This window comes from Streptomyces sp. 2P-4 (assembly GCF_030167965.1).
Taxonomy (GTDB): Bacteria; Actinomycetota; Actinomycetes; order Streptomycetales; family Streptomycetaceae; genus Streptomyces; species Streptomyces globosus_A.
This window is the reverse complement of record NZ_CP095011.1, coordinates 17598-36280: the sequence shown is the minus strand read 5'-3', so window position 1 is coordinate 36280 and position 18683 is coordinate 17598. Positions and strand designations below refer to the sequence as shown.

General features: G+C 72.5%; 19 protein-coding genes. 9 read left to right on the top strand and 10 right to left on the bottom strand.

Annotated elements, in window-relative coordinates:
• Positions 1 to 19: 19 nt before the first annotated feature.
• Positions 20 to 985: a glycoside hydrolase family 183 protein gene (locus MUK52_RS00185; protein ID WP_246042556.1), complete on the bottom strand. Its 966-nt coding sequence runs from the start codon at positions 983 to 985 to the stop codon at positions 20 to 22.
• A 375-nt stretch (positions 986 to 1360) separates the two neighbouring features.
• On the opposite strand from MUK52_RS00185, the gene MUK52_RS00180 reads away from it, so the two are divergent.
• Positions 1361 to 2248: a DUF4436 family protein gene (locus tag MUK52_RS00180; protein WP_114055862.1), complete on the top strand. Its 888-nt coding sequence runs from the start codon at positions 1361 to 1363 to the stop codon at positions 2246 to 2248.
• A gap of 78 nt (positions 2249 to 2326) precedes the next feature.
• Here the strand turns inward: MUK52_RS00180 and MUK52_RS00175 are convergent, their stop codons facing one another.
• Positions 2327 to 2473 carry a hypothetical protein gene (locus tag MUK52_RS00175; RefSeq protein ID WP_284573963.1) on the bottom strand — a complete coding sequence of 49 codons (147 nt, stop codon included), beginning with the start codon at positions 2471 to 2473 and terminating at the stop codon, positions 2327 to 2329.
• A 595-nt stretch (positions 2474 to 3068) separates the two neighbouring features.
• The gene (locus MUK52_RS00170; protein WP_284573961.1) at positions 3069 to 3287 is read right to left on the bottom strand and encodes a hypothetical protein; all 219 of its coding nucleotides are present in this window, start codon (positions 3285 to 3287) and stop codon (positions 3069 to 3071) included.
• Positions 3288 to 3586: 299 nt separating this feature from the next.
• On the opposite strand from MUK52_RS00170, the gene MUK52_RS00165 reads away from it, so the two are divergent.
• Positions 3587 to 4798: a serine hydrolase domain-containing protein gene (locus MUK52_RS00165; RefSeq protein ID WP_502963612.1), complete on the top strand. Its 1212-nt coding sequence runs from the start codon at positions 3587 to 3589 to the stop codon at positions 4796 to 4798.
• 355 nt (positions 4799 to 5153) lie between these two features.
• Entirely contained in the window at positions 5154 to 6149 is a 996-nt protein-coding gene (locus tag MUK52_RS00160; RefSeq protein WP_284573957.1) for a DPP IV N-terminal domain-containing protein, read from the top strand.
• A gap of 118 nt (positions 6150 to 6267) precedes the next feature.
• Here MUK52_RS00160 and MUK52_RS00155 read toward each other — a convergent pair whose 3' ends face one another.
• From MUK52_RS00155 to MUK52_RS00145, 3 genes are all read right to left on the bottom strand, one after another.
• A complete protein-coding gene (locus tag MUK52_RS00155) occupies positions 6268 to 6519 on the bottom strand; it encodes a hypothetical protein (RefSeq protein ID WP_284573955.1) in 252 nt (83 codons plus the stop codon).
• Positions 6520 to 6710: 191 nt separating this feature from the next.
• Positions 6711 to 6941 carry a hypothetical protein gene (locus MUK52_RS00150; protein ID WP_284573953.1) on the bottom strand — a complete coding sequence of 77 codons (231 nt, stop codon included), beginning with the start codon at positions 6939 to 6941 and terminating at the stop codon, positions 6711 to 6713.
• Positions 6942 to 7141: 200 nt separating this feature from the next.
• Positions 7142 to 7591: a VOC family protein gene (locus tag MUK52_RS00145; protein WP_114055867.1), complete on the bottom strand. Its 450-nt coding sequence runs from the start codon at positions 7589 to 7591 to the stop codon at positions 7142 to 7144.
• Between the two features lie 99 nt (positions 7592 to 7690).
• On the opposite strand from MUK52_RS00145, the gene MUK52_RS00140 reads away from it, so the two are divergent.
• The 3 genes from MUK52_RS00140 to MUK52_RS00130 all read left to right on the top strand — a co-directional run bounded on the left by MUK52_RS00140 (position 7691) and on the right by MUK52_RS00130 (position 10712).
• Positions 7691 to 8272, top strand: a complete 582-nt coding sequence (locus MUK52_RS00140) for a TetR/AcrR family transcriptional regulator (protein WP_284573950.1) — start codon at positions 7691 to 7693, stop codon at positions 8270 to 8272.
• Between the two features lie 141 nt (positions 8273 to 8413).
• The gene (locus MUK52_RS00135) at positions 8414 to 9445 is read left to right on the top strand and encodes an alpha/beta fold hydrolase (protein WP_284573948.1); all 1032 of its coding nucleotides are present in this window, start codon (positions 8414 to 8416) and stop codon (positions 9443 to 9445) included.
• A gap of 1126 nt (positions 9446 to 10571) precedes the next feature.
• Complete coding sequence (locus MUK52_RS00130) at positions 10572 to 10712, top strand: hypothetical protein (RefSeq protein WP_284573946.1); 141 nt, start codon at positions 10572 to 10574, stop codon at positions 10710 to 10712.
• Positions 10713 to 10790: 78 nt separating this feature from the next.
• Here the strand turns inward: MUK52_RS00130 and MUK52_RS00125 are convergent, their stop codons facing one another.
• Positions 10791 to 11549, bottom strand: a complete 759-nt coding sequence (locus MUK52_RS00125; RefSeq protein ID WP_284573945.1) for an alpha/beta fold hydrolase — start codon at positions 11547 to 11549, stop codon at positions 10791 to 10793.
• A gap of 133 nt (positions 11550 to 11682) precedes the next feature.
• Between MUK52_RS00125 and MUK52_RS00120 the strand changes: the two genes are divergently transcribed.
• Positions 11683 to 12210: a PadR family transcriptional regulator gene (locus MUK52_RS00120; RefSeq protein ID WP_284581624.1), complete on the top strand. Its 528-nt coding sequence runs from the start codon at positions 11683 to 11685 to the stop codon at positions 12208 to 12210.
• Positions 12211 to 13227: 1017 nt separating this feature from the next.
• Here the strand turns inward: MUK52_RS00120 and rph are convergent.
• The gene (gene rph / locus MUK52_RS00115; RefSeq protein WP_284573943.1) at positions 13228 to 15840 is read right to left on the bottom strand and encodes a rifamycin-inactivating phosphotransferase; all 2613 of its coding nucleotides are present in this window, start codon (positions 15838 to 15840) and stop codon (positions 13228 to 13230) included.
• 182 nt (positions 15841 to 16022) lie between these two features.
• Entirely contained in the window at positions 16023 to 16718 is a 696-nt protein-coding gene (locus MUK52_RS00110) for an HD domain-containing protein (RefSeq protein WP_284573941.1), read from the bottom strand.
• Between the two features lie 104 nt (positions 16719 to 16822).
• Between MUK52_RS00110 and MUK52_RS00105 the strand changes: the two genes are divergently transcribed.
• The gene (locus MUK52_RS00105) at positions 16823 to 17842 is read left to right on the top strand and encodes a GlxA family transcriptional regulator (RefSeq protein ID WP_284573940.1); all 1020 of its coding nucleotides are present in this window, start codon (positions 16823 to 16825) and stop codon (positions 17840 to 17842) included.
• Entirely contained in the window at positions 17817 to 18041 is a 225-nt protein-coding gene (locus MUK52_RS00100; protein WP_284581807.1) for a hypothetical protein, read from the top strand. Before MUK52_RS00105 ends, MUK52_RS00100 begins: the two co-directional genes overlap by 26 nt.
• A 334-nt stretch (positions 18042 to 18375) precedes the next feature.
• Here MUK52_RS00100 and MUK52_RS33260 read toward each other — a convergent pair whose 3' ends face one another.
• Complete coding sequence (locus tag MUK52_RS33260; protein ID WP_502963527.1) at positions 18376 to 18675, bottom strand: hypothetical protein; 300 nt, start codon at positions 18673 to 18675, stop codon at positions 18376 to 18378.
• Positions 18676 to 18683 lie beyond the last annotated feature (8 nt).

Sequence of the window (18683 nt, the reverse complement as noted above, 5' to 3'; positions counted from 1 at the left end):
GCTGCCCGGCCGCCGGCCCTCAGCCCGGACGCAGTCCCCGGACCCGGAACTGCATCACCCGGTACGGCCAGCCGGCCCCCGTCCGCCACTGGCTCACCGCCAGGTGCAGGTCGTCGAGGCGCGAGCCGGGGACGACGTACCCGCCGTACGGCTGGGCGACGCGCGCACCGCCCTCCTCGCCCCAGGCCGCGCCGTGGATCAGAGTCCTCCGGTACGCCGCCCCGAGGTCAGCGGTCGGCCGGTCCGCGACGAGGGCCTCGATGCGGGCCTGCGCCGCGTTGAAGCAGACCAGCAGCCAGTGCCCGTCGAGCCGCCGCAGGCACAGCTCCCCGAAACCCCCGTCCAGGACCGGCGTCGGCGGGTTGCCCCAGCCCCAGGAGCCCGCACGGCGGCCCCACGGCACGTACGCGGCCGGATCGGCCAGCGCGTCCGCCGCCACCCGGTGCAGCAGCAGCGGCCCGTTCCGCCCGTACCCCGTGGAGTATGCGTAGACGTGGCCGTCGTCCGCGAGTGCCCACGTCAGCAGTTGGAACAGCCCGCCGTGGGCGTCGCCCGGGAAGCGGGCCCCGGTGTGCCGCCAGGTCGTGCCCGCGTCGTCCGACCGCCAGATCTCCGTCCACAGCACGTTCCCCCACCCGCGGTGCACGCTGACGTGCAGGTACAGGCTGCGCCCCAGCAGGATCGCGTCGGACGGCAGCATGGTGGTGAAGAGCGGGTTGTCGTGCTCGTACGCCCACAGCTGCCGGGCGTGCTGCCCGCCGACGGCCCCGCTCCAGGCGATCCCCTCGTCGAGGCGCGAGGTGTCCGAGTACAGGCCGACGGGGGAGCGCCACCAGCCGCCGCCCACGCGGGCCTCCTCGAAGGTGTCGCCGAACACGAAGAGCATCCGGCCGTCCGGCAACCGGACCGGAATACCGAGGTCCGTGGCCTCCATGCGGAAGCGCGTCGTGATGCCCGGGCCGGTGAGATCGCGCACCTTCTCCACCCGGATCTCCCCGGATCCGTCCCGTCCGGAGCCCTCGGGCCCGGCGGGGCCCCCGGTACGCCCGGCCGGGCCGGCCCCGAGGGCCGCCGCGGCCGCCGCCCGCACAAACACCGACCGGCGCATCCCCGGCCCCCGCACCACCGCCATGCCTGTACAACCCCCGCGGCCGCCCGCACGTCACGCCCCTCCCGGGGTGCACCCGGCTCCGCGCTCGGGCAGCCCTCCCGCCCCGTCGACGCCCCGCAGTGGGACGTTCGGGTGCATCCCGAACCGCCGCGACCCGTATCGGCAGCGTCGTCCGCCACGATGGAGGACGCGCCGCGGCGCCCGGCCCCGGACGAGCCCGCACACCCCTCCCACCCCGTCGGAGACCCCATGGCAGCACCGCCGGCCCCGCACCGCCCGCGCCGCTCCGGCGCGTCGCTCCTGCCCGTCCTCCTCCCCTTCGCGCTCCTGATCGTCGCGGCGGTGGGCGTCGGCTCGTGGCTGCAGTTCAGCGAGCGGCAGGCCGGCGACACGGTGTACGCCGCCGGATCCACGGGCGCCGACCGGGTGGACGTGGAGGCCGTCGTCCAGCGCGTGGACGCCGTGGCCAGGGAGCTGGTGCTGCGCGTCTGGGTGACCCCGCGCGGGACGCTCGGCGAGGCGGAGGGAACCGCCCCCGCGGACGACCTCGGCCTCCAGACCTCCGGGGCGACGATCGGCGACCTGGAGTTCGAGGCGCACGAGCGGATCGAGAGCAAGGACATGCAGGTCGCGCTCACCGGCGGGTCGGTCGGCGACTACCCGTTCGACAGCTACCGCACCGGCATCGCCTTCCGGGCGCAGCTGGGCGGCAAGCAGGTGCCGGTGCGCCTGCTCGTCGCCGACAACGACACGCTCTTCTCGATGACCGCGCGCCCGGCGCCCTCCGGACAGGAGGGGGCCGCGATGGTGCTGACGCTGTCCCGCTCCGGCAGCCTGCTGGTCTTCGCGGTCTTCATGATGGCCGTGATGTGGGCCCTGGCGGGGTCCGTGCTCCTCGGCGCCTGGTACCTGACGACCCGCAACAAGGGCCTCGTGTGGCCGGCGCTCGCCTGGATGGCCGCCACCCTGTTCGCGCTGGCCGCGTTCCGCAACACCGCCCCCGGCACCCCGCCGATCGGCTGCGTGCTGGACTGGTTCGCGTTCCTGTGGGCCGAGACCGTCATCGCCCTCTGCCTGGTCACCGTGGTCGTCACCGGCGTCCGCACCGCCCTCCGCGACGACACCCTGCCCGGGTAGGCCACGGGTAGGCCCGCAGGGGCCGCTCCGGCCGTCCCGAAGCGGCCCCCGCGGCCGTATGCGGCCCGCGCCCGCCGGTCAGCAGTGCGGCACGGACGTCTGGGCGGCGACCAGCGACGAGTGCACGTACCCGGTGCCCACCGGGCTGGCGACCCGGAACCAGCGGTTCGAGGCGTAGTTCGAGCTCGGCGGGTACACCCACTGGCTGTCCAGCCGGCACTTCATGCTGACCCCGGTGCCGGAGGTGTCCCGCAGCCAGACGGGTGCTGTCGGTGCTCGCCGAGGCCAGGGTCGCGCCGTCCGGGGCGAACGCGAGCGCGTACACGTAGCTGCTGGGACCGGTCAGCGGCGGGCCGGCGCTCACCGGACGCCCGCCGTCCGCCGCGCCGTCGAACCTCCACAGCCACACGTCCCGGTCGCCGGTCCCGGCGGCAAGCACCCGCACCGTCAGGCCGGCCTCCTCCCGCAGGCGGGTCAGTCCGGCGGCGAACTCCTCCCGCGGTGACGGCCCCGCGGCCGGAGCGTCCGGCGGCCCCGTCGGGCCGGGCGGCGCCCATGGCTCCCCGGCTGCCGCCCGGCCCGCTTCGGGCGGGGGCAACGGCTGTGGCGAACGGTCCATCGAGCCTCCGCGGACACGGTGCCGGGCGGGACACATGCGCAGGCATCCCGCACGCCCCGCCGCAGCGCCGCCCCGCCCTCTCCGCGAACCGGTCTCTTTCCCGTACACCCCGCGCGCCCCGGCGAGCGCTCCTGCGCACACCGGCCCGGAGCACCGCCCCCGGGCCGTCGGCGGGGGCCGGCGACCCGGGGGCGGCCCTGGTCAGTAGCCGGTGCTGCCGTAGACGCGCTGGCCGTCGTACGTGCCGCCTTGGCAGTACCAGTAGCCGCTGCTGTGCTTCACGGGTGAGCCGCCGCCGTACTTGCAGTCGCCCCAGGACACCTGGGGCGCGGCCGCCGAGGCCGCTTGGGAGGCGGTGACGCCCATCCCGGCCAACGCCAGCGAGGCGAGGGCCAGGCCGAGCAGTCGTCGGACGCGCATGGCTTGCTCCTCTCGGGATTAGCCCGTTCGGGTCATTCCCAGAGTGGCCGCACGCGGTGGCCGACTGCGCGCGCGACTACGCCATGTGGGTGACCCGGGGGAGGGGGCTGCCCCGCCCGCCCGGTACGGCGGCGGTAGGCCCGGGCCGGATGCCGCACCTTTTGTCGATCTTGAGTAGGCTCGGCGCCCGGGGCCGGTCCACCTGCGAACCGGCCCCCTTTGACGACCAGTTGAGGAGAACCGTGCGCCTGACCATCGACCGACGCCTCACTCTCGGTGCCGCCGTACTCGCCGTCGCCATGACGGTGACCCCGGTGTCCGCCGCAGTGGCCGCCCCGCCCGCCCCCGCACGCCCGGCGGCGGCGCCCGCACCCGCCCCGGACCTGGAGGGGATCTCGCAGGCACTGCGCAACACCCTCGCCGCCGGCGCGCCGGGCGCCATGGCCCGCTACACCGGCCCCGGCGGCGTCCAGCACCGCACCGAGGGGGTCCAGGACCGGACCACGGGCGACGCCATGGATTCCGCGTCCCGCTTCCGTATCGGCAGCGTCACCAAGACGTTCTCCACCGTTGTCCTGCTCCAGCTGGCCGCGGAGGGCAAGATACGCCTGGACGACCCGGTCACCGCCCACCTGCCCGGCGTGCTGCCCGACGACCGGATCACCGTGCGCCACCTGCTCAGCCACCGCAGCGGGCTGGCGGACTACACGAACGCCATGTTCGAGCGGACCGTCCCCGGCTTCGAGTCCGTCCGCCACCGCGTCTTCACCTACCAGGAGCTCGTCGACCTCTCGCTGAGCGAGCCCCGGACGACCGAGCCCGGCGCCGCCTACCGCTACTCGAACACCAACTTCGTCGTGGTCGGCATGCTCATCGAGAAGCTGACCGGCAAGCCCGTCGCCAAGGCGTACGAGCAGCGCATCATCAAGCCCCTGAAGCTCAAGAACACCTCGTACGTCCACCCGTCGACGGCCATCAAGGGCCGCCACGCCCGCGGCTACCTGCACCCCGACGAAGAGGGCGCGCCCCTCGTCGACTCCACCGAGCAGACCGCCTCCTGGGCCCAGTCCGCCGGCGCGATGATCTCGAACGAGGCCGACCTCTCCACCTTCATGTCCGCCCTGCTCCGCGGCCGGCTGCTGCGCGCGGACATGCTGGACGCCATGCTCACCATGGCCCCGACCGACGCGACGAACACCCGCTTCTACGGCCTGGGCCTGCGCCGCTACGACCTCACGTGCGGCACCTCCGTGTACGGGCACACCGGCACCGTCCAGGGCTTCTACACCTACGCGTTCACCACCCGCGACGGCCGCCGCAGCCTCAGCGCGATGGCGAACACGTCCAACCGCGGCGCCGCGAACACCGCCCTCGGCGGCACCCTCGAAGCGGCCTTCTGCGGCAAGAAGACCACCTCGGCGGGCCCGACCGCCCGCTCGGCGGCGCCGTCCGCCGCACAGCACGACGTCACCGCCCCGCGCGCCGAAGCCGACATCCGCGAAAACCGCTGACGGCGGGCCGCGGCCGCATCACGTGGTGCTCCCCGCAGGCGCGGGGAGCACCACCCGCGGCGTACCACACGGTGAGAAAGCGCCCGGACCCGCGCCTGCAGGTGAGCGCCACCGCCGTCGCCGAGTCCGGGCACGGCTGCGGCTCCATCACCACCGGCGGCCCCAGCAAGCCGGGACGAGTACGGCACAGAGGCCCACCCGGCTGATGCCGAGGCCGGCCGCGCGGGCGAGGGATGACGCTGTCCGAGCCGCAGCAGGCGCACTCTGCTCCGATGCGGCCATGCGGCCATGCGGTCGAGGCGGGCGCGGCCGACAGCACCGGGGTAGCCTCGGAAGTGGCAGGCAGGACGTGGAGATGGTGACCATGAAGCCGCGGTCACGCTACCCGATGATCGGCGCGCTGGCCGTCATCATGCTCGCACCATGGGCGTCGCATTCGGCGGCGGTCACGGAGGCCTTCCCCGGGACCAACGGGAAGATCGTGTTTGTCAGTGACCGCGATGGCGACGACGAGATCTACACCATGAACGCCGGCAGGACGCGCGAGGACGTCGCATCGCTCCGGCAGCTCACCCACAACTCGGTGCCCGACCGGGACCCCGTCTTTTCATCCGACGGCAGCAAGATCGCTTTCGCGAGCCTGCGCGACGACAACTGGGACGTCTTCACCATGAATGCCGACGGCACGGAGGAGGCGAGGATAACGGAGGAAGCTTCGGGCGAGTTCCAGCCCTCCTTCGCCCCCGGCTTCTCCCGGCCCCGGCAGACCATCGTTTTCACCAGCACCCGCGACGTGTCCGCGCGAGAGCCGTTCAACCACGAGGTCTACCGGCTGGACCCGGAAAGCGCCCGCCTCGCGATGCAACTCACCTTCGATCCGGAACTGGACACGGAACCCGCCTGGTCGCCGACCGAGTGCAAAATCGCGTTCTCCAGCAAGCGAAGCGGTGGAAATCGCGACATATTCATCATGGGATGCAGCGGCCTGGACCTGCGCAGGCTCACCACGAGCCCTGCAAGCGATTCCTGGCCCGCCTTCTCCCCTGACGGAAAGAAGATCGCGTTCCAAAGCAATCGGAGCGGAAACACAGACATTCATGTGATGAACGCCGACGGCACCGGGCAGGAACGCGTCACGAACGACGTGTCGGAGGAGTGGCAGCCGGCCTTCTCACCGGACGGCGCCTGGATCGTCTTCACCTCCTGGAACCGGCTGGGAAGCGCCGACATCTACACCAGGCGACTGGATGGAACGGCAGAGGTGCGGATCACGAGCGGGCCGAGGGACGGGGTGCGCAACACGCAGCCCGACTGGCAGCCGGTGCCGTCCGCCGCAGGCGGGGGCGGCTGACTTCTGCGATGGGCTCATGCCGAGTGCCGGGCGGGCACGCCCGAGGTCTGTCCGTGTCCACGGCGCCCGAATCCGAGGAGCCCGAGCAGAGGCGGCACTGCTCGGGCTTCGATGGCGGCTACTCGGGTGCGGGTTTGTCGGCCAGGGCTTTGGTGACGGTCTGGCCCGTCAGTCCTGTGGCGCGGATCAGGTCGGATTTGGGCACCCCGCACCTGTGTGCCGCCCGCATGGAGGCGTTGCGCAGCGCCACATCCGGCCGGAAGGGGTGGCGGGCCAGTCTGCCTTGCACGAGTGCGGCGAAGCGGAGCAGTATCCGGCCCTGCCAGGCGGTCAACGTGTTGCGCGGTGAGGGCGTTGCGGATGTTGCCAAGGCGTACCTTTCGCTCGACTTGTCTTCCCTTCGAAGGTGACGGCACTTCGGGCCACCCGGCAGAGCGCGACCGAGCCACTTCGGTACGACATCACAGAACGGATCCGCGAAGGAAGGCGCCTCAGGGGGCTCCCGTGCCGCCCCCTGCCCCACTCTGCGCGGCCTGATCCGCGCGGTGGCTCGGCCGAACCTCAGGCGTCCTCCCGCAGGCGCCGCGCGATGGCGATGCCGTCCCGCAGAGCGCTCCATCGCGGGAACGGTTCACGCGCCGCATCCAGGACGCACCCGTGCAGCCTGCCACCGGCCCGGGGCGGGGCCGCCTCGGCGTCGAAGACCTCCTCGGCCCGGTCCACTTCGACCTTCGCGCCCACCGGCGCGACCGCGACGACGATCACGTCGGGTTCCTCGTGGTTGCGGAACATCAGCTCGGCCCTCCGGAGACCTCCACGCAGCTGCGCTTCTGTGTCGGCTCGTTGCACCGGTCCGGTTTCACGGGCTCTCGAAGTCGATGCGCGGGGCGCCGTGCACCCCGTTCCGCCTGGCGTGCTCCGCCGCCACGGCCACTGCTCCGCCAATGATGCCGAAGCAGTGGCAGATGGCACGGCGAGCGTACGCCCGCCCGTCAGACGCCGGTGTACTGGGCCGCGTACTCCCCGCTGGGCGGCACGACGGTGATGACGTCGATCAGCACACCGTCCGGCGCGGCGGTGATGAAGTGCCGCTGGCCGAAGTCCTCGGTGCGCAGCGGCAGCACTTCCGGGAGGCCGGCCTCGGCCACGAGCCGCCGGTACTCGGAGTCGACGTCGTCCACTTCGAAGTTCAGCAGCAGGCCGCCCTGGAGTGCGACCCGATGGCCCTCCGGGATGGTCGGGTGGGTGTGGTCGAGGAGCGCCAGCTCGTACTGCGGTGCGTCGGGGCGGCGCAGGCTGACGTACCAGTCCGCCGCGAAGGTCACCTCGAACCCGAAGTGGCGCGTGTAGAAGTCGCGGGCGGCCGCCACGTCCCGGGTGGCGAGCACCGGGTAGAAGCCGCCCAGCTTGACCGCGGGCACGGTGGTGCGTTCGTCCGTCATGGCAGTGGGTCTCCCATCTCCATTTCACATACCCCGGGTATGTGAGTCATGCCGCTAGCATACCCTCGGTATGTGAAACGGGAAGGGCGGTGTCCATCGATGGCGGTCAGCCGAGCGGAACAGCGGGCGTCCACGCGGCGTGCACTGCTGGCGGAGGGGCGACAGCAGTTCGCCGCCGCCGGCTACCACCACGTCGTACTGGCCGAAGTGGCGCGGGCCGCAGGCGTCACCAAGGGCGCCGCCTACCACCACTTCGACAGCAAAGCCGGGCTCTTCCGGGCCGTCGTGAGCGAGGTGCAGCAGGAACTCGGCGAGCGGGTCGCGAGCGCGGCCGAACAGCACGAGGACCTCTGGCAGCAGCTCCGGGCCGGCTGCCGCGCCTTCCTGTCCGCGGGCACCGACCCGGCTGTACGGCAGATCCTCCTGCTGGACGCGCCCACCGTGCTCGGATGGGACGAGTGGCGGGCCATGGACGAGGAGGCCTCCGCCCGCCACCTCGCGGAAGCCCTGACGGCACTCGCCTCCGCCGGCGTCATCGCCGACCAGCCGGTGGAGCCCCTGACCCGCCTCCTCTCCGGGGCAATGAACGAGGCCGCGCTCTGGATCGCGCAGGGCGGAGACGCCGAAGCCGCCGAACAGGCCCTCGACCGCCTCCTGGCGGGCCTGCGCCCCACAACCTGACCCCGAGCAGGACTCCGCCCCTCGGCGCCCTGCTCCTCCGGCCCGCGGAGTGCACCGCGCACGGTGGGGGAGGACCATGGAACCGGAAAACATCCGGCCGCCCTTGCCCTCGGCCCGCCCCTCCGGCTCCGGGAGGCTCCCATGCCCTGGTGCCCGCCCCACACCCGCCGCGTCCGCGGCGGCGCAGTCGTCGGCTGCCTGCTGCTGCCGTGCGTGCTGACCGGCCTCACGGCCGCCTCCGTCACCGTCGCGGCGCACACCGACCCCGCTTCACCCTCGCCGACGGCGAGCGCCAGGCCCGCCGGGCGCGACGTCAACGGCCTCGTCGACATCGGCGGGGGCCGCAAGATCTACGCGACCTGCAAGGGCCAAAGCCAAGGCGGCTCCCCGACCGTGGTCCTCATCGCCGGCAAGGGCAACGGCGCCGACGACTGGATGTCGGTCCTGGACCCGGCCGACCCCGCGCACGCCGCACCCGGCGACGACCTGCCGTGGCGCAACACCGGCATACGCCGCAGCGACGACTCGGTGTTCTCCCAGGTCTCCCGCTTCACCCGCGTCTGCACCTACGACCGCCCCGACGTCCGCACCACCGGCACTGACATATCCACCCCCAGGCCCCAGCCCCACACCGTCGACGCCGACGTGCACGACCTCGGCGCGCTGCTCACGTCCCTCGGCGAGCCGGGGCCCTACGTGCTCGTGGCGCACTCGTACGGCGGCCTGATCGCCACCCTCTACGCCCGTACCCATCCGCAGAACGTCGCGGGCATGGTGATGGTCGACACCGTCACGGAGCGCATCGCCGAGGTGGCAAGCCCCGGAGCCGTGAAGAACTGGGACGCCTCCAACGCGAAGACATCACAGCAGTCCCGGGAGGGCGTGCGCCTCCTCGACGCCTTCAGGAAGATCAACGCGACCGGCCCGCCGCCGGCCGTCCCGGCGGTGGTACTGTCCGCGGACAAGCCGTGGCGTGTCGACCTCCTGCCCGCCGAGGCCAGGCAGGGCGAACAGGTCACGTTCGAGGACTGGCTGGCCTCCCAGCAACGGCTGAGCACGGCCCTCGGCGCCCGCGCGCACGTCACGAACACCCGCAGCGGCCACGACATCTACCTCTACCAGCCCCGCACGGTCACCTGCGCAATCCGCGACATCGTCGGGGCGTCCTCCTGAACCCCGAGGCGGCGGCAATCGGCGTCTACCGCCACTCGGCATGAGGCCTTGGACTGCCATGCGACTCCCGGCGCGCACGCCGGAACGGGGCGGCACGGCTTTCGGCGGGGGAACGTGCGATGAGCCGCCGGCTCCGTGCCGTGCTGTGATCGGCGCTCGCGATCGAGGTCGCCGGGCTGATGGGGACGTTCGCGTTGGCGGACCCCACCGTCTTCGTGCCGGAATACGACGGGCCGTGCGTTTTGGAGTGCGCGGATGTCGACGTCGGTCCACGTAGGGCTCGACCGTGAGGGCGAGGCCGCGTGCGGTCCGGGCTGCTGCCGGACGCAGGTGCGTATCGTCGGCGGCAACTGGGCGGCCCCGGTCGTGGAGGTAGGCGGGCTGCGTCTGGCCAAGCGGTGAGCGGTATGCGGTGCGCCCGCGCGTTCCCCGCGGACCCGCGGGCGCCGGAAGCCTCGCGTCCGCCCGCGACGGGCAGGTCAGTCGTGTGCAGGGCCAGGCCGGGGCACCTGCCGCCGATACGCCTCGGTGTCGGCCCTCTCCGGCATCGCCGACCACGCCCACGTGCGGCCTGCCCTGCCCGGTGGAGTAGTGGGGAGCGGCTGGAGGCCGCCCGTGGGGACGGGTGTTCACCAACTCCACGTACCCTCAGCAACTCCCCTCCACTTCCTCGCACCGAGGCTGAAGACGCCTGCTCCGCAACCACAACCGGCGCAACGCCGGGCCCTGAGCATCGCGGCGGCGCTGAGGCGTGCCGCTGAGAGGACACGTTCACCGCCGCGACTCCTCCGAGAGGCATGCGGGGCGTGCGCGGCCGGGACCTCGTCGGGTGAAGCGGGTGCCCCCAGCCGAGCGAAGGCACAGCTCATGCGAACGAAGACCCTGTCCACCGCGGTGGCGGTTGCTGTGGCGTTCGGCGGGTGGACAGCCGTCACCGTAACGACGGCCCGCCCAGCGGACCGCGCCGCACCCCGCGTCGACTGCTTCCTCTCGGAAGGGCCAGGGCGACCTGCCCGAAGTTCGTCTCGGACGAGGAGGCTGCGATCAAGTGCACCGTGGCCAAGGGCCCGGGAACGACTTACGGCGTGTCCGGCAGGGGCTTCCAGGTGGCGGAGACGGTCACATTGTGAAGAACTCCTCCGGCACCGTCGTGGACACCACGCACACCATCCAGGACGGGTCCTTCGAGTTCACCGGCGTCCCCAACGACACGTACACCGTCACCTCGAAGTTCGCGAAGGTGACCTGCGCCGAGGCTGCCGAGTAGCCCCACCCGCCCGGCTGCGGTGCCCGGGCCGGAACTCCCGTCGACCCCTGTGCTCCGGCGCACCCCTGGAGGGCCGCCTTACGGCGCCGCCGCGACGGCGCGTGCGAATGCGGTCGGCGCGTCGAACATGACGTTGTGACCGGCTCCGGGAATGGTCACGACGTCCACGCCCGCCGCCCGCAGTCCGTCCGCGCCGACCACATCACCGCTCAGCTCGCCCTGCAGGTAGGTGCGTGGCATGCGGGCGGCCTGCAGCATCTCCCGCATCAGGGGGCGGCTTCCCCGCACCAGATGGGTGGCGGAGCGGTGCAGGGCAAGCGGGTCCGAGAGCCGCATGGTCGCCGCCCAGGTGGGTCCGACGCGCTCCAGCACGCGGGCGAACCCACCGCCCTGTACGAACTCCTCCTCCGTGTAGGAGGCGATGCCGCTGCTGCCCGCCGTCGGCGGCGGGAACGGGTCGAGGTTGCCTTCGGTGACGACGAGTCGCCCCACCAGGTCCGGCCTGCGGTGGGCGAGGACGATGGCGACCGCGCCGCCCATGCTGTGCCCGGCGACCACGCCACCGTGTATCCCGGCTGCGTCGAGAGCCCCGGCCAGGGCGTCCGCGTGGTCCTCCAGGCGGTAGCCGAAGCCGGCGGGCCGGTCGCTGATGCCGTGCCCGGGCAGGTCGACGAACAGCATCCGCCGGCCCCCCAGTTCACTCCGACCTGCAATGTGGGCGTGATACACGGTGGAGGCGGCCCCCAAGCCGTGTACGAACACCACCGCCGGCCCCTCGCCGGCCGACTCGGTCCACCGGATGACACTGCCCTGCTCATTGAATGGAGCCTCGCGCACCGTCCACCCCTTTCCCTGCCACGTCCTCGCAGCAGCCCTCTCGATACCTCGCATCCACAGTACTACGTCAACGCAGTATAGCGCCGCCGGGGTACTGCGAAGGGTGTGCAGGGACATGAGGCAAGATGACGCCATGCTGGAACTCTCCATCCTCGGTTTCCTCTACGAGACCCCGCTGCACGGCTACCAGCTGCGCAAACACATCACCGCCCTCACCGGCCACGTACGCCCGGTCGGCGAGTCCACGCTGTACCCCGCGATCAAGCGCCTGGAGAAGGCCGGTCTGCTGGTCAGGGAGGTGCAGCCCGGCCCGGCCGCCGCGCCGCGGCAGGTCCTCACGCTCACCCCGGCCGGCCGGGACGAACTCCGGCGCCGCCTCGCAGAGGCCGAGGGACCCGACATCACCGACGAGAACCGCTGGTTCACCCTCCTTGCCTTCCTCCGCTTCCTCGACGACTCGGCAGCCCAAGCGGCCGTCCTGCGCCGCCGCCTCGCCTTCCTGGAGGAACCAGCGAGCTTCTTCTACGCCGGCGAGCACCCTCTGCGCGCGGAGGACCTCGACGACCGCTTCCGCCAAGGCATCCTCACGATCGCCCGCGCGACGAGCCAGGCGGAACTCGCCTGGCTGCGCACCACCCTCACCGACCTCGAGCGCGTCTGAGGTCGCTTCCTCGGCATCACAAGACGGTGGCGGTCCCCGGGGTGCATACGCCTTGTCGGCCAGGACCGCATGTGGCCTGGTCCCGGGGCTGCCGATCCGCCGGGGCGCCCGCAACCGGGCGGCGAGGGCGTGTCCGTCGACGGCCCGGGTCCTCAGCCGTGCGCGGGCCGGATGGACCCGCTGCACGACCGAGTTTGCGACCGCATCCACGGCGGACGCCACCCGCGCGGCGGGCGTGGGGCCAGGATGTGTGCGGGTTGTCGGGCGATGTTGGCGCTGTGCGACACATCTACAGCGAAACCGCCCCGCTTCCCGACTGCCCGCTGTAGCGGGAGGAAGCGGGCTGCCGCCACACCGCTGCCGCGCCGCTGCAGGGGAGTCCGGTCGAGCTGCCCGCCAGGGGCGCGCCTTGCCCCCGGCCGGTGCGGTGGCAGACGGCGCCGGGCGGCGGCAAGCACGGCGTCGATGGTGTGGCAGGGCAGGCTAGCGGCGCATGTGGGCCTTCAACGCCTGTGCACGTGAAAGGGGTACGTCGTGAACGAGGCCGAGCTCAGGGCGCTGTTGGATCGCATCGACACGGACGGCGACGGGCGGATCAACATCGTCGAACCGGCGGAGGGTTCAAGGCCGAGGGGTTCAAGGCCGAGGGCGCACAGGGGCACCTTGCCGAAGAGGCCAAGAAGGCCACGGCGGCCGACGCCAACCACGACGGGGCCCTCGACTTCGAGGAGTCTCGCACCCTGCTGAAGCAGAAGCAGAGGTGCAGGCGCGCCCCCGGGGGCAAGCCGCCCCCGAAGGGCGGCCTGCCCAGGCCGCGGGTCACGGGCCGTCCCGTACCGCCCCCGGCGCAGGACGTCGGCGTACCGGCAGCCGATGGGGCGGCGGACACCCTCCGGCTGAACTCTCCGGCTGTCGTAGTGGGGCCCCGCCGCGCCCCCCCCGGCGGCCGGAGCCGCACCGTGCACTTGCGCACACAGCCCCGCAGCCGGCCCCACCGGTTCGCCCGACGGGACCCGGTCAGGGGAGGATCTCGATGTACCCGTCGGTGCCGTGCACGCGGATCCGCTGGCCGTCCCGGATCAGGCGGGTGGCCCGCTCCACGCCGACGACGGCCGGCAGCCCGTACTCCCGGGCGATCACCGCGCCGTGGGTCATCAGGCCGCCCACCTCGGTCACCAGGCCCGCGATCCGGACGAACAGCGGCGACCAGCTGGGATCGGTGAAGGCCGTGACCAGGATGTCGCCCGGTTCGAGATCGGCATCCGCCATGTCGAGGACGACCCGGGCCCGCCCCTCGACCGTCCCGGCCGAGACCGCCACGCCGGCCAGCGCACCGGCCGGGACGCCCTCCCGTCGGTAGGACCCGGTGAGGGCCTCGCCCTCCGAGGTCAGCACCCGGGGCGGGGTGAGCGCCTGGTGCGCCCGGAACACCTCCTTGCGCTGCCGCACGAGCCGCGGGTCGACCGGCCGACCGGAGCGCACGACGTCGTCGAGCTCCTGGAAGGTGAGGTGGAAGACGTCCTCCGGCTCGCCGAGCACGCCCGCCTCCACGAGGCGTTCGGCCTCCTTCATCAGAGCTTGCTTGTAGACGAAGTAGCGGCTGACGATGGCGTACTTGGGGTACTCCCGGTACCCGATGAAGGTGCGGACCCGGTCGATCATCCGCTGCGTCTCGTCGGCCTTGCGGTCACCGTCCGGCAGAGCGCGCAGGCGTGCCAGCACGTCCTGTTCCTTCCGGTGCGCCTTCTGCCGGCCCAGCTCGAAGCGGCGTTCGGCGGCACCCCGTTCGAAGGTGCGCACGTGGTCGAGGATCACGGGGACCAGCGTGGCGGGGCGTTCGCGCCAGCGCGGCCTGGTGATGTCGATCTCGCCGACGCAGCGCATGCCGTACCGGTCCAGGTAGGCCTGGATGGCATCGCGGGCCTCGGGCCCTCCCGGGAGTTTCGCCAGCTCGTCCAGGAAGCCCTCGTCCTGCACGTCATGCAGGTACGACACCACCTCCGGCAGCGGGCGGACGACGTCCGCGACGTCGAGGAGGGCCAGCCCCATCTGCGAGGTGACGTTGCCGGGGGCGGACAGCGTCAGCGTGTCGGCGGCGTTCTTCTCTCCCAGCCACTCCTCCAGCTTCTCGTTGAGCCACCACGTGGCCTCCATGCCCGCCATGATCACCTGGATGCTCAGGGGATCGCTCAGGAGGCGCTTGTGCTCCTCGAAGGCTTCCGGCAGGAAGTCGAACAGCGCCGGTCCGCTCTTCGTCCGGATGTCGCGTTCCAGGGCGGCGAGGGAGGCCCGGCTGCGTTCGATCAGCTCGGCGACGATGGCCGGATCGGTCTCGATGGGCTCGGGCGCACCGCCACCGCCGGGATGCGGCCCGCCGGCTCCCGGGACCGGTTGGGGGAGCGGGGGAACGAAGCCGCCGCGGTCGAGGACCGTCTCCACAGCGTCCCTGACCAGCGGGTCGCCCTTGCCGAGGGCGTCGAGCAGGGCAGCCCGGCCCGCGGGCGAGGCCAGGCGCCGGGTGACGTCCACGAAGAGCCGCCCGCCGGCCTCGTGCATCGGCACCATGGCCGTCAGCTGCCACATGGAGAACCCCAGCGGCTTCATGGCGTCCGTCATCATCTGCGCGTGGCCGACGGAGACGTAGACGCGGTTGTCCCGGTCGTCGCTCTGCGGGACGGGGAACAGCGTCGTGATCGGCCGGCTCTGCACGATCCGGAAGCCGTCGTCCACCAGGCACCACTCGATGTCCTGGGGGCGGCCGAAGTGCGCTTCGATCCGCCGTCCGAGCTCGACCAGCCGCAGCGCCTGCGCGTCCGTCAGCGCCGGCTGCTCCTGCTGCTGCGGGCGGACCGCCACCTCGTGCGTGCCGCCGGCCGGCCGGGCGGTCAGGATGCGCTGCTTGGCGGCGGTCTTCCTGGCGACGACCCTGCCGTCGCGCACGGTGAGGACGTCCGGGTTCACCAGGCCGGAGACCAGTGCCTCGCCGAGGCCGAATCCGGCGTCGATGGTGGCGACCTTCCGGTTGCCGGTGACGGGGTCGGCCGTGAACAGGACGCCGGACGCCTTCGGGAAGGCCATGTGCTGCACGACCACGGCCATGTGGACCGTACGGTGGTCGATGCCGTTGCGACGGCGGTAGGCCACCGCGCGCTCGGTGAACAGCGAGGCCCAGCACCGGCTGATGTGCCGGAGGACCGCCGTCGGCCCGACGACGTTGAGGTACGTGTCGTGCTGGCCGGCGAAGGAGGCTGTCGGCAGGTCCTCGGCCGTGGCGCTGGACCGGACGGCATAGGCGGTCCCTTCGCCGGAGCGGGCGAGGGCGCGGGTGATCGCCGCCGCGAGGTCGTCCGGGACCGCGGCTTCCTCGATGGCCCGGCGGATCTGCGCGCTGAGCGTGCGAACGGCTTCCCGGTCGTCCGGGTCCGCGTGCGACAACCGATCGAGCAGGTCGCCGACCGGGGGTGCCTGCGCGACGATCCGCCGGAAGGCCTCGGTCGTCACGCAGAAGCCCGCCGGTACGCGGATCCCCTCGATGCGCGACAGTGTGCCCAGGTGCGCGGCCTTGCCGCCGACGGTCGCGGCCCGGGTCTCGTCCACTTCGTGAAGGCTCCACACGTACTGCTGGTTCACTGCGCTGCCTCCTGGGCGGTCATGGCTTGGGCAGTGATTCTGCGCCCTGCCCGGGGCCTTGCGGCAAGCCCCGGGGTGCGCTATAAGTTGAGAGTGGCAAGGAGAGTGCTCTCCTTGCCTTTGTCGTTTCCGGCCCGCGACCGCACTGGGCACCGTGGCATCGGGCCGACGGCGTGGTGCCGTCAGGCGGCGGGAGTGCCCGGGTGCGCAGGCGGCCGGTCGCCCCAGCCGGCCTCGGCGATCAGGTCGTACCAGTCGGGCAGCGCGCCGGGCGGCAGGTGGCGGCGCAGGAGCTGGCCGGGGAAGCTGAGCGGGCCGGCCTTCGCGGGGTTGGCCAGCGCCTGGCGGGTGATCAGGCCCGTTATCTCGTAGGCGAGATCAGTGCGCGGGAACGCGGCGTGCACGCGGTCGGCGAAGCCCTCGGGGAGGCTCTCCTTGCCCCGGCCCAGAACGTCCACCGTGATGCCTGCATGGGCCAGTGCGACTTCCGGCCCCTTGCGGGAGGCAATGCCCTCCGACGTGTGCAGGGCGATGGCGTCCCATACCACCGTCACCGCATCCTCATCGGTACCGTGCTCGCGAAGGAACCGCGCTGCCAGGTCCGCACCGTCGACTTCGAACCGCTGGTGTCCGTTGCCCTCTTCGGACAGCCCCAGGTCATGCAGGACACAGCTCAGGAACACCAGCTCGTCGTCGAAGTCCGCTCCCGCCTTCATGCCGTCGTGGTCCGCAAGCGCCCGGGCGAAGAGATAGCTGCGGACGCTGTGGCGGAAGATGACCTCGGGCTCCACCTCCTCGGCATGGCGCAGGGCTTGGGCGGCAAGCTCCGTGCGGGGCAGGTCGAATGCGTCGTAGACGGCAGGCAGGGCGACGGCCATCGCAGTAACTCCTCATGTGTGACAGCGGGGAACCCTCTCGATCCTGCGGCCCTGCGCGCCGCCCGGCGAGCGGCCGCAATGCCGTCATGCGCTAAATTCTGGCCATGACCATCAAGGTGGCCGTACTCGCACTGGACGGCGTCGTCCCCTTCGAACTGTCCACCCCCGGACAGGTCTTCGGCACGGCCAACGAGGCCGCCGCCACCCCGCACTACGAACTCCGGGTCTGTGCTCCCGGCCGCAGCGCAACGACCTCCCCCGAGCACGGCGCCTTCCGGATCGGCACCCCGTACGGCCTCGATGGCCTCGCCGATGCCGACACCGTCGTCATCCCCGCCCACGCCGGCTTCCTGGCACCCCCGCCCCCTGCCGTCGTCGAGGCGCTGCGGCAGGCGGCGGCGCGGGGCGCGCGCCTGGCAGCGGTATGCGTCGGCGCCTTCACCCTGGCCGCCACCGGTTTGCTCGACGGATACCGCGCCACGACACACTGGCAGTACGCCGACGAGCTCGCCCGCCGCCATCCGCGCATCCTCGTCGATCCCGCCGTGCTGTTCGTCGACCACGGCCGTCTGCTCACTTCGGCCGGGGTGGCCGCCGGGCTCGACCTGTGTCTGCACCTGGTGCGCCACGACCTCGGCGCGGCGCAGGCGGCCGCCACCGCCCGGCGCATCGTCATGCCCCTCCAGCGCGACGGCGGCCAGGCCCAGTACATCGAACGCCCCACACCCCCGATCGATCCGGCCGCCCTGCAGCCCGTCATGCAGTGGATGGAAGGCCGCCTCGACCGCCCCCTCACCCTGGCCGAGATCGCCGGCCACGCCAAGATCAGTGTCCGAACGCTCAACCGCCAGTTCCGGGCACAGACCGGAGCAACCCCGCTGCAATGGCTCCTGAGCGCCCGCATCGACCGCGCCCGGCTGCTGCTGGAGACCACCGACCTGCCCATCACGCTGCTCGCCGACCGCACCGGCTTCGGCTCACCGGCGACCCTGCGCCACCACTTCGCCCGCCGCACCGGAACCTCCCCCCACGCCTATCGGGCCGCCTTCCGGCAGCGGGGTCCCGGCGACGAGCGAAGCAGGCCCTCACCGTCGCCTCATGCACTCCAGGCGGACGCCGACTGACCGCGCCGCCGCCCTCGCCCCTGCCCTCATTCCGCAGCGATGGCTGGAGCGCTGCAACCTCGCCGTCGCGTGCACGAGTCCCGCGATGCACCTCACCGCCGTCGGCACCCGCACCGATCCCAGCCGTGCCCGGCTCACCGCCCTCGCCCGCGAGCTCCAGGACCCCGCGCGACGGTCGGCCGCATCGCCGGCGTCTTGAGGTCCGGGACGCCGTGGGAGCACGGCTGGGCCCTTCGAGTTGCCGTGGCGGCCGGTAGCGCGCGCTCCGAGGGCGGCGGCTGCGTGGGCTGGAGCGCCGAGGAGTCCGGAGAGACGGCCGTAGTGCGTGGTGCCCCTACGGTCGGTGACGGCGGTGGCCTGGAGGAGGGTGAGATCGCCTCGGACCACTCCGGCAAGACCCGATACGCCAACGAGCAGGGCGTACGGGCCCGCGACGGCCCCGAGAAGCTGACGGCCGACAGCCAGAACGCCCGGGTGCGCGCCAAGCCCTGGTGGCCGCCGGTGACGTGCGGAGGGCTGGCGGAGCCGACGGCTCATGGGGCCTTCAGCGCGATCGCGTGCGCCGGGATGGTCAGGGCCGCGAGGATGCCCGCGAGTACAGGGTAGGTGGCGCGCCAGGACACGTGGTCGGTGAGGACGGCGGTCAGGGGCGCGAAGACGGTGGAGGCGAGACCGCCGGCGAGGGCGACGGTGGTAAGCGCGGGGACGTGGTCGGGACCCCACCAGCGGGTGAGGGCAGCGAAGGCGGGCTGATAGAGACTGGCGGCCATCGCCGTTCCGGCGAGGAGCCACCCGGCGAAGAACACGGGCATGCCGGGGGCTGCGGCTGTCACCACCAGGC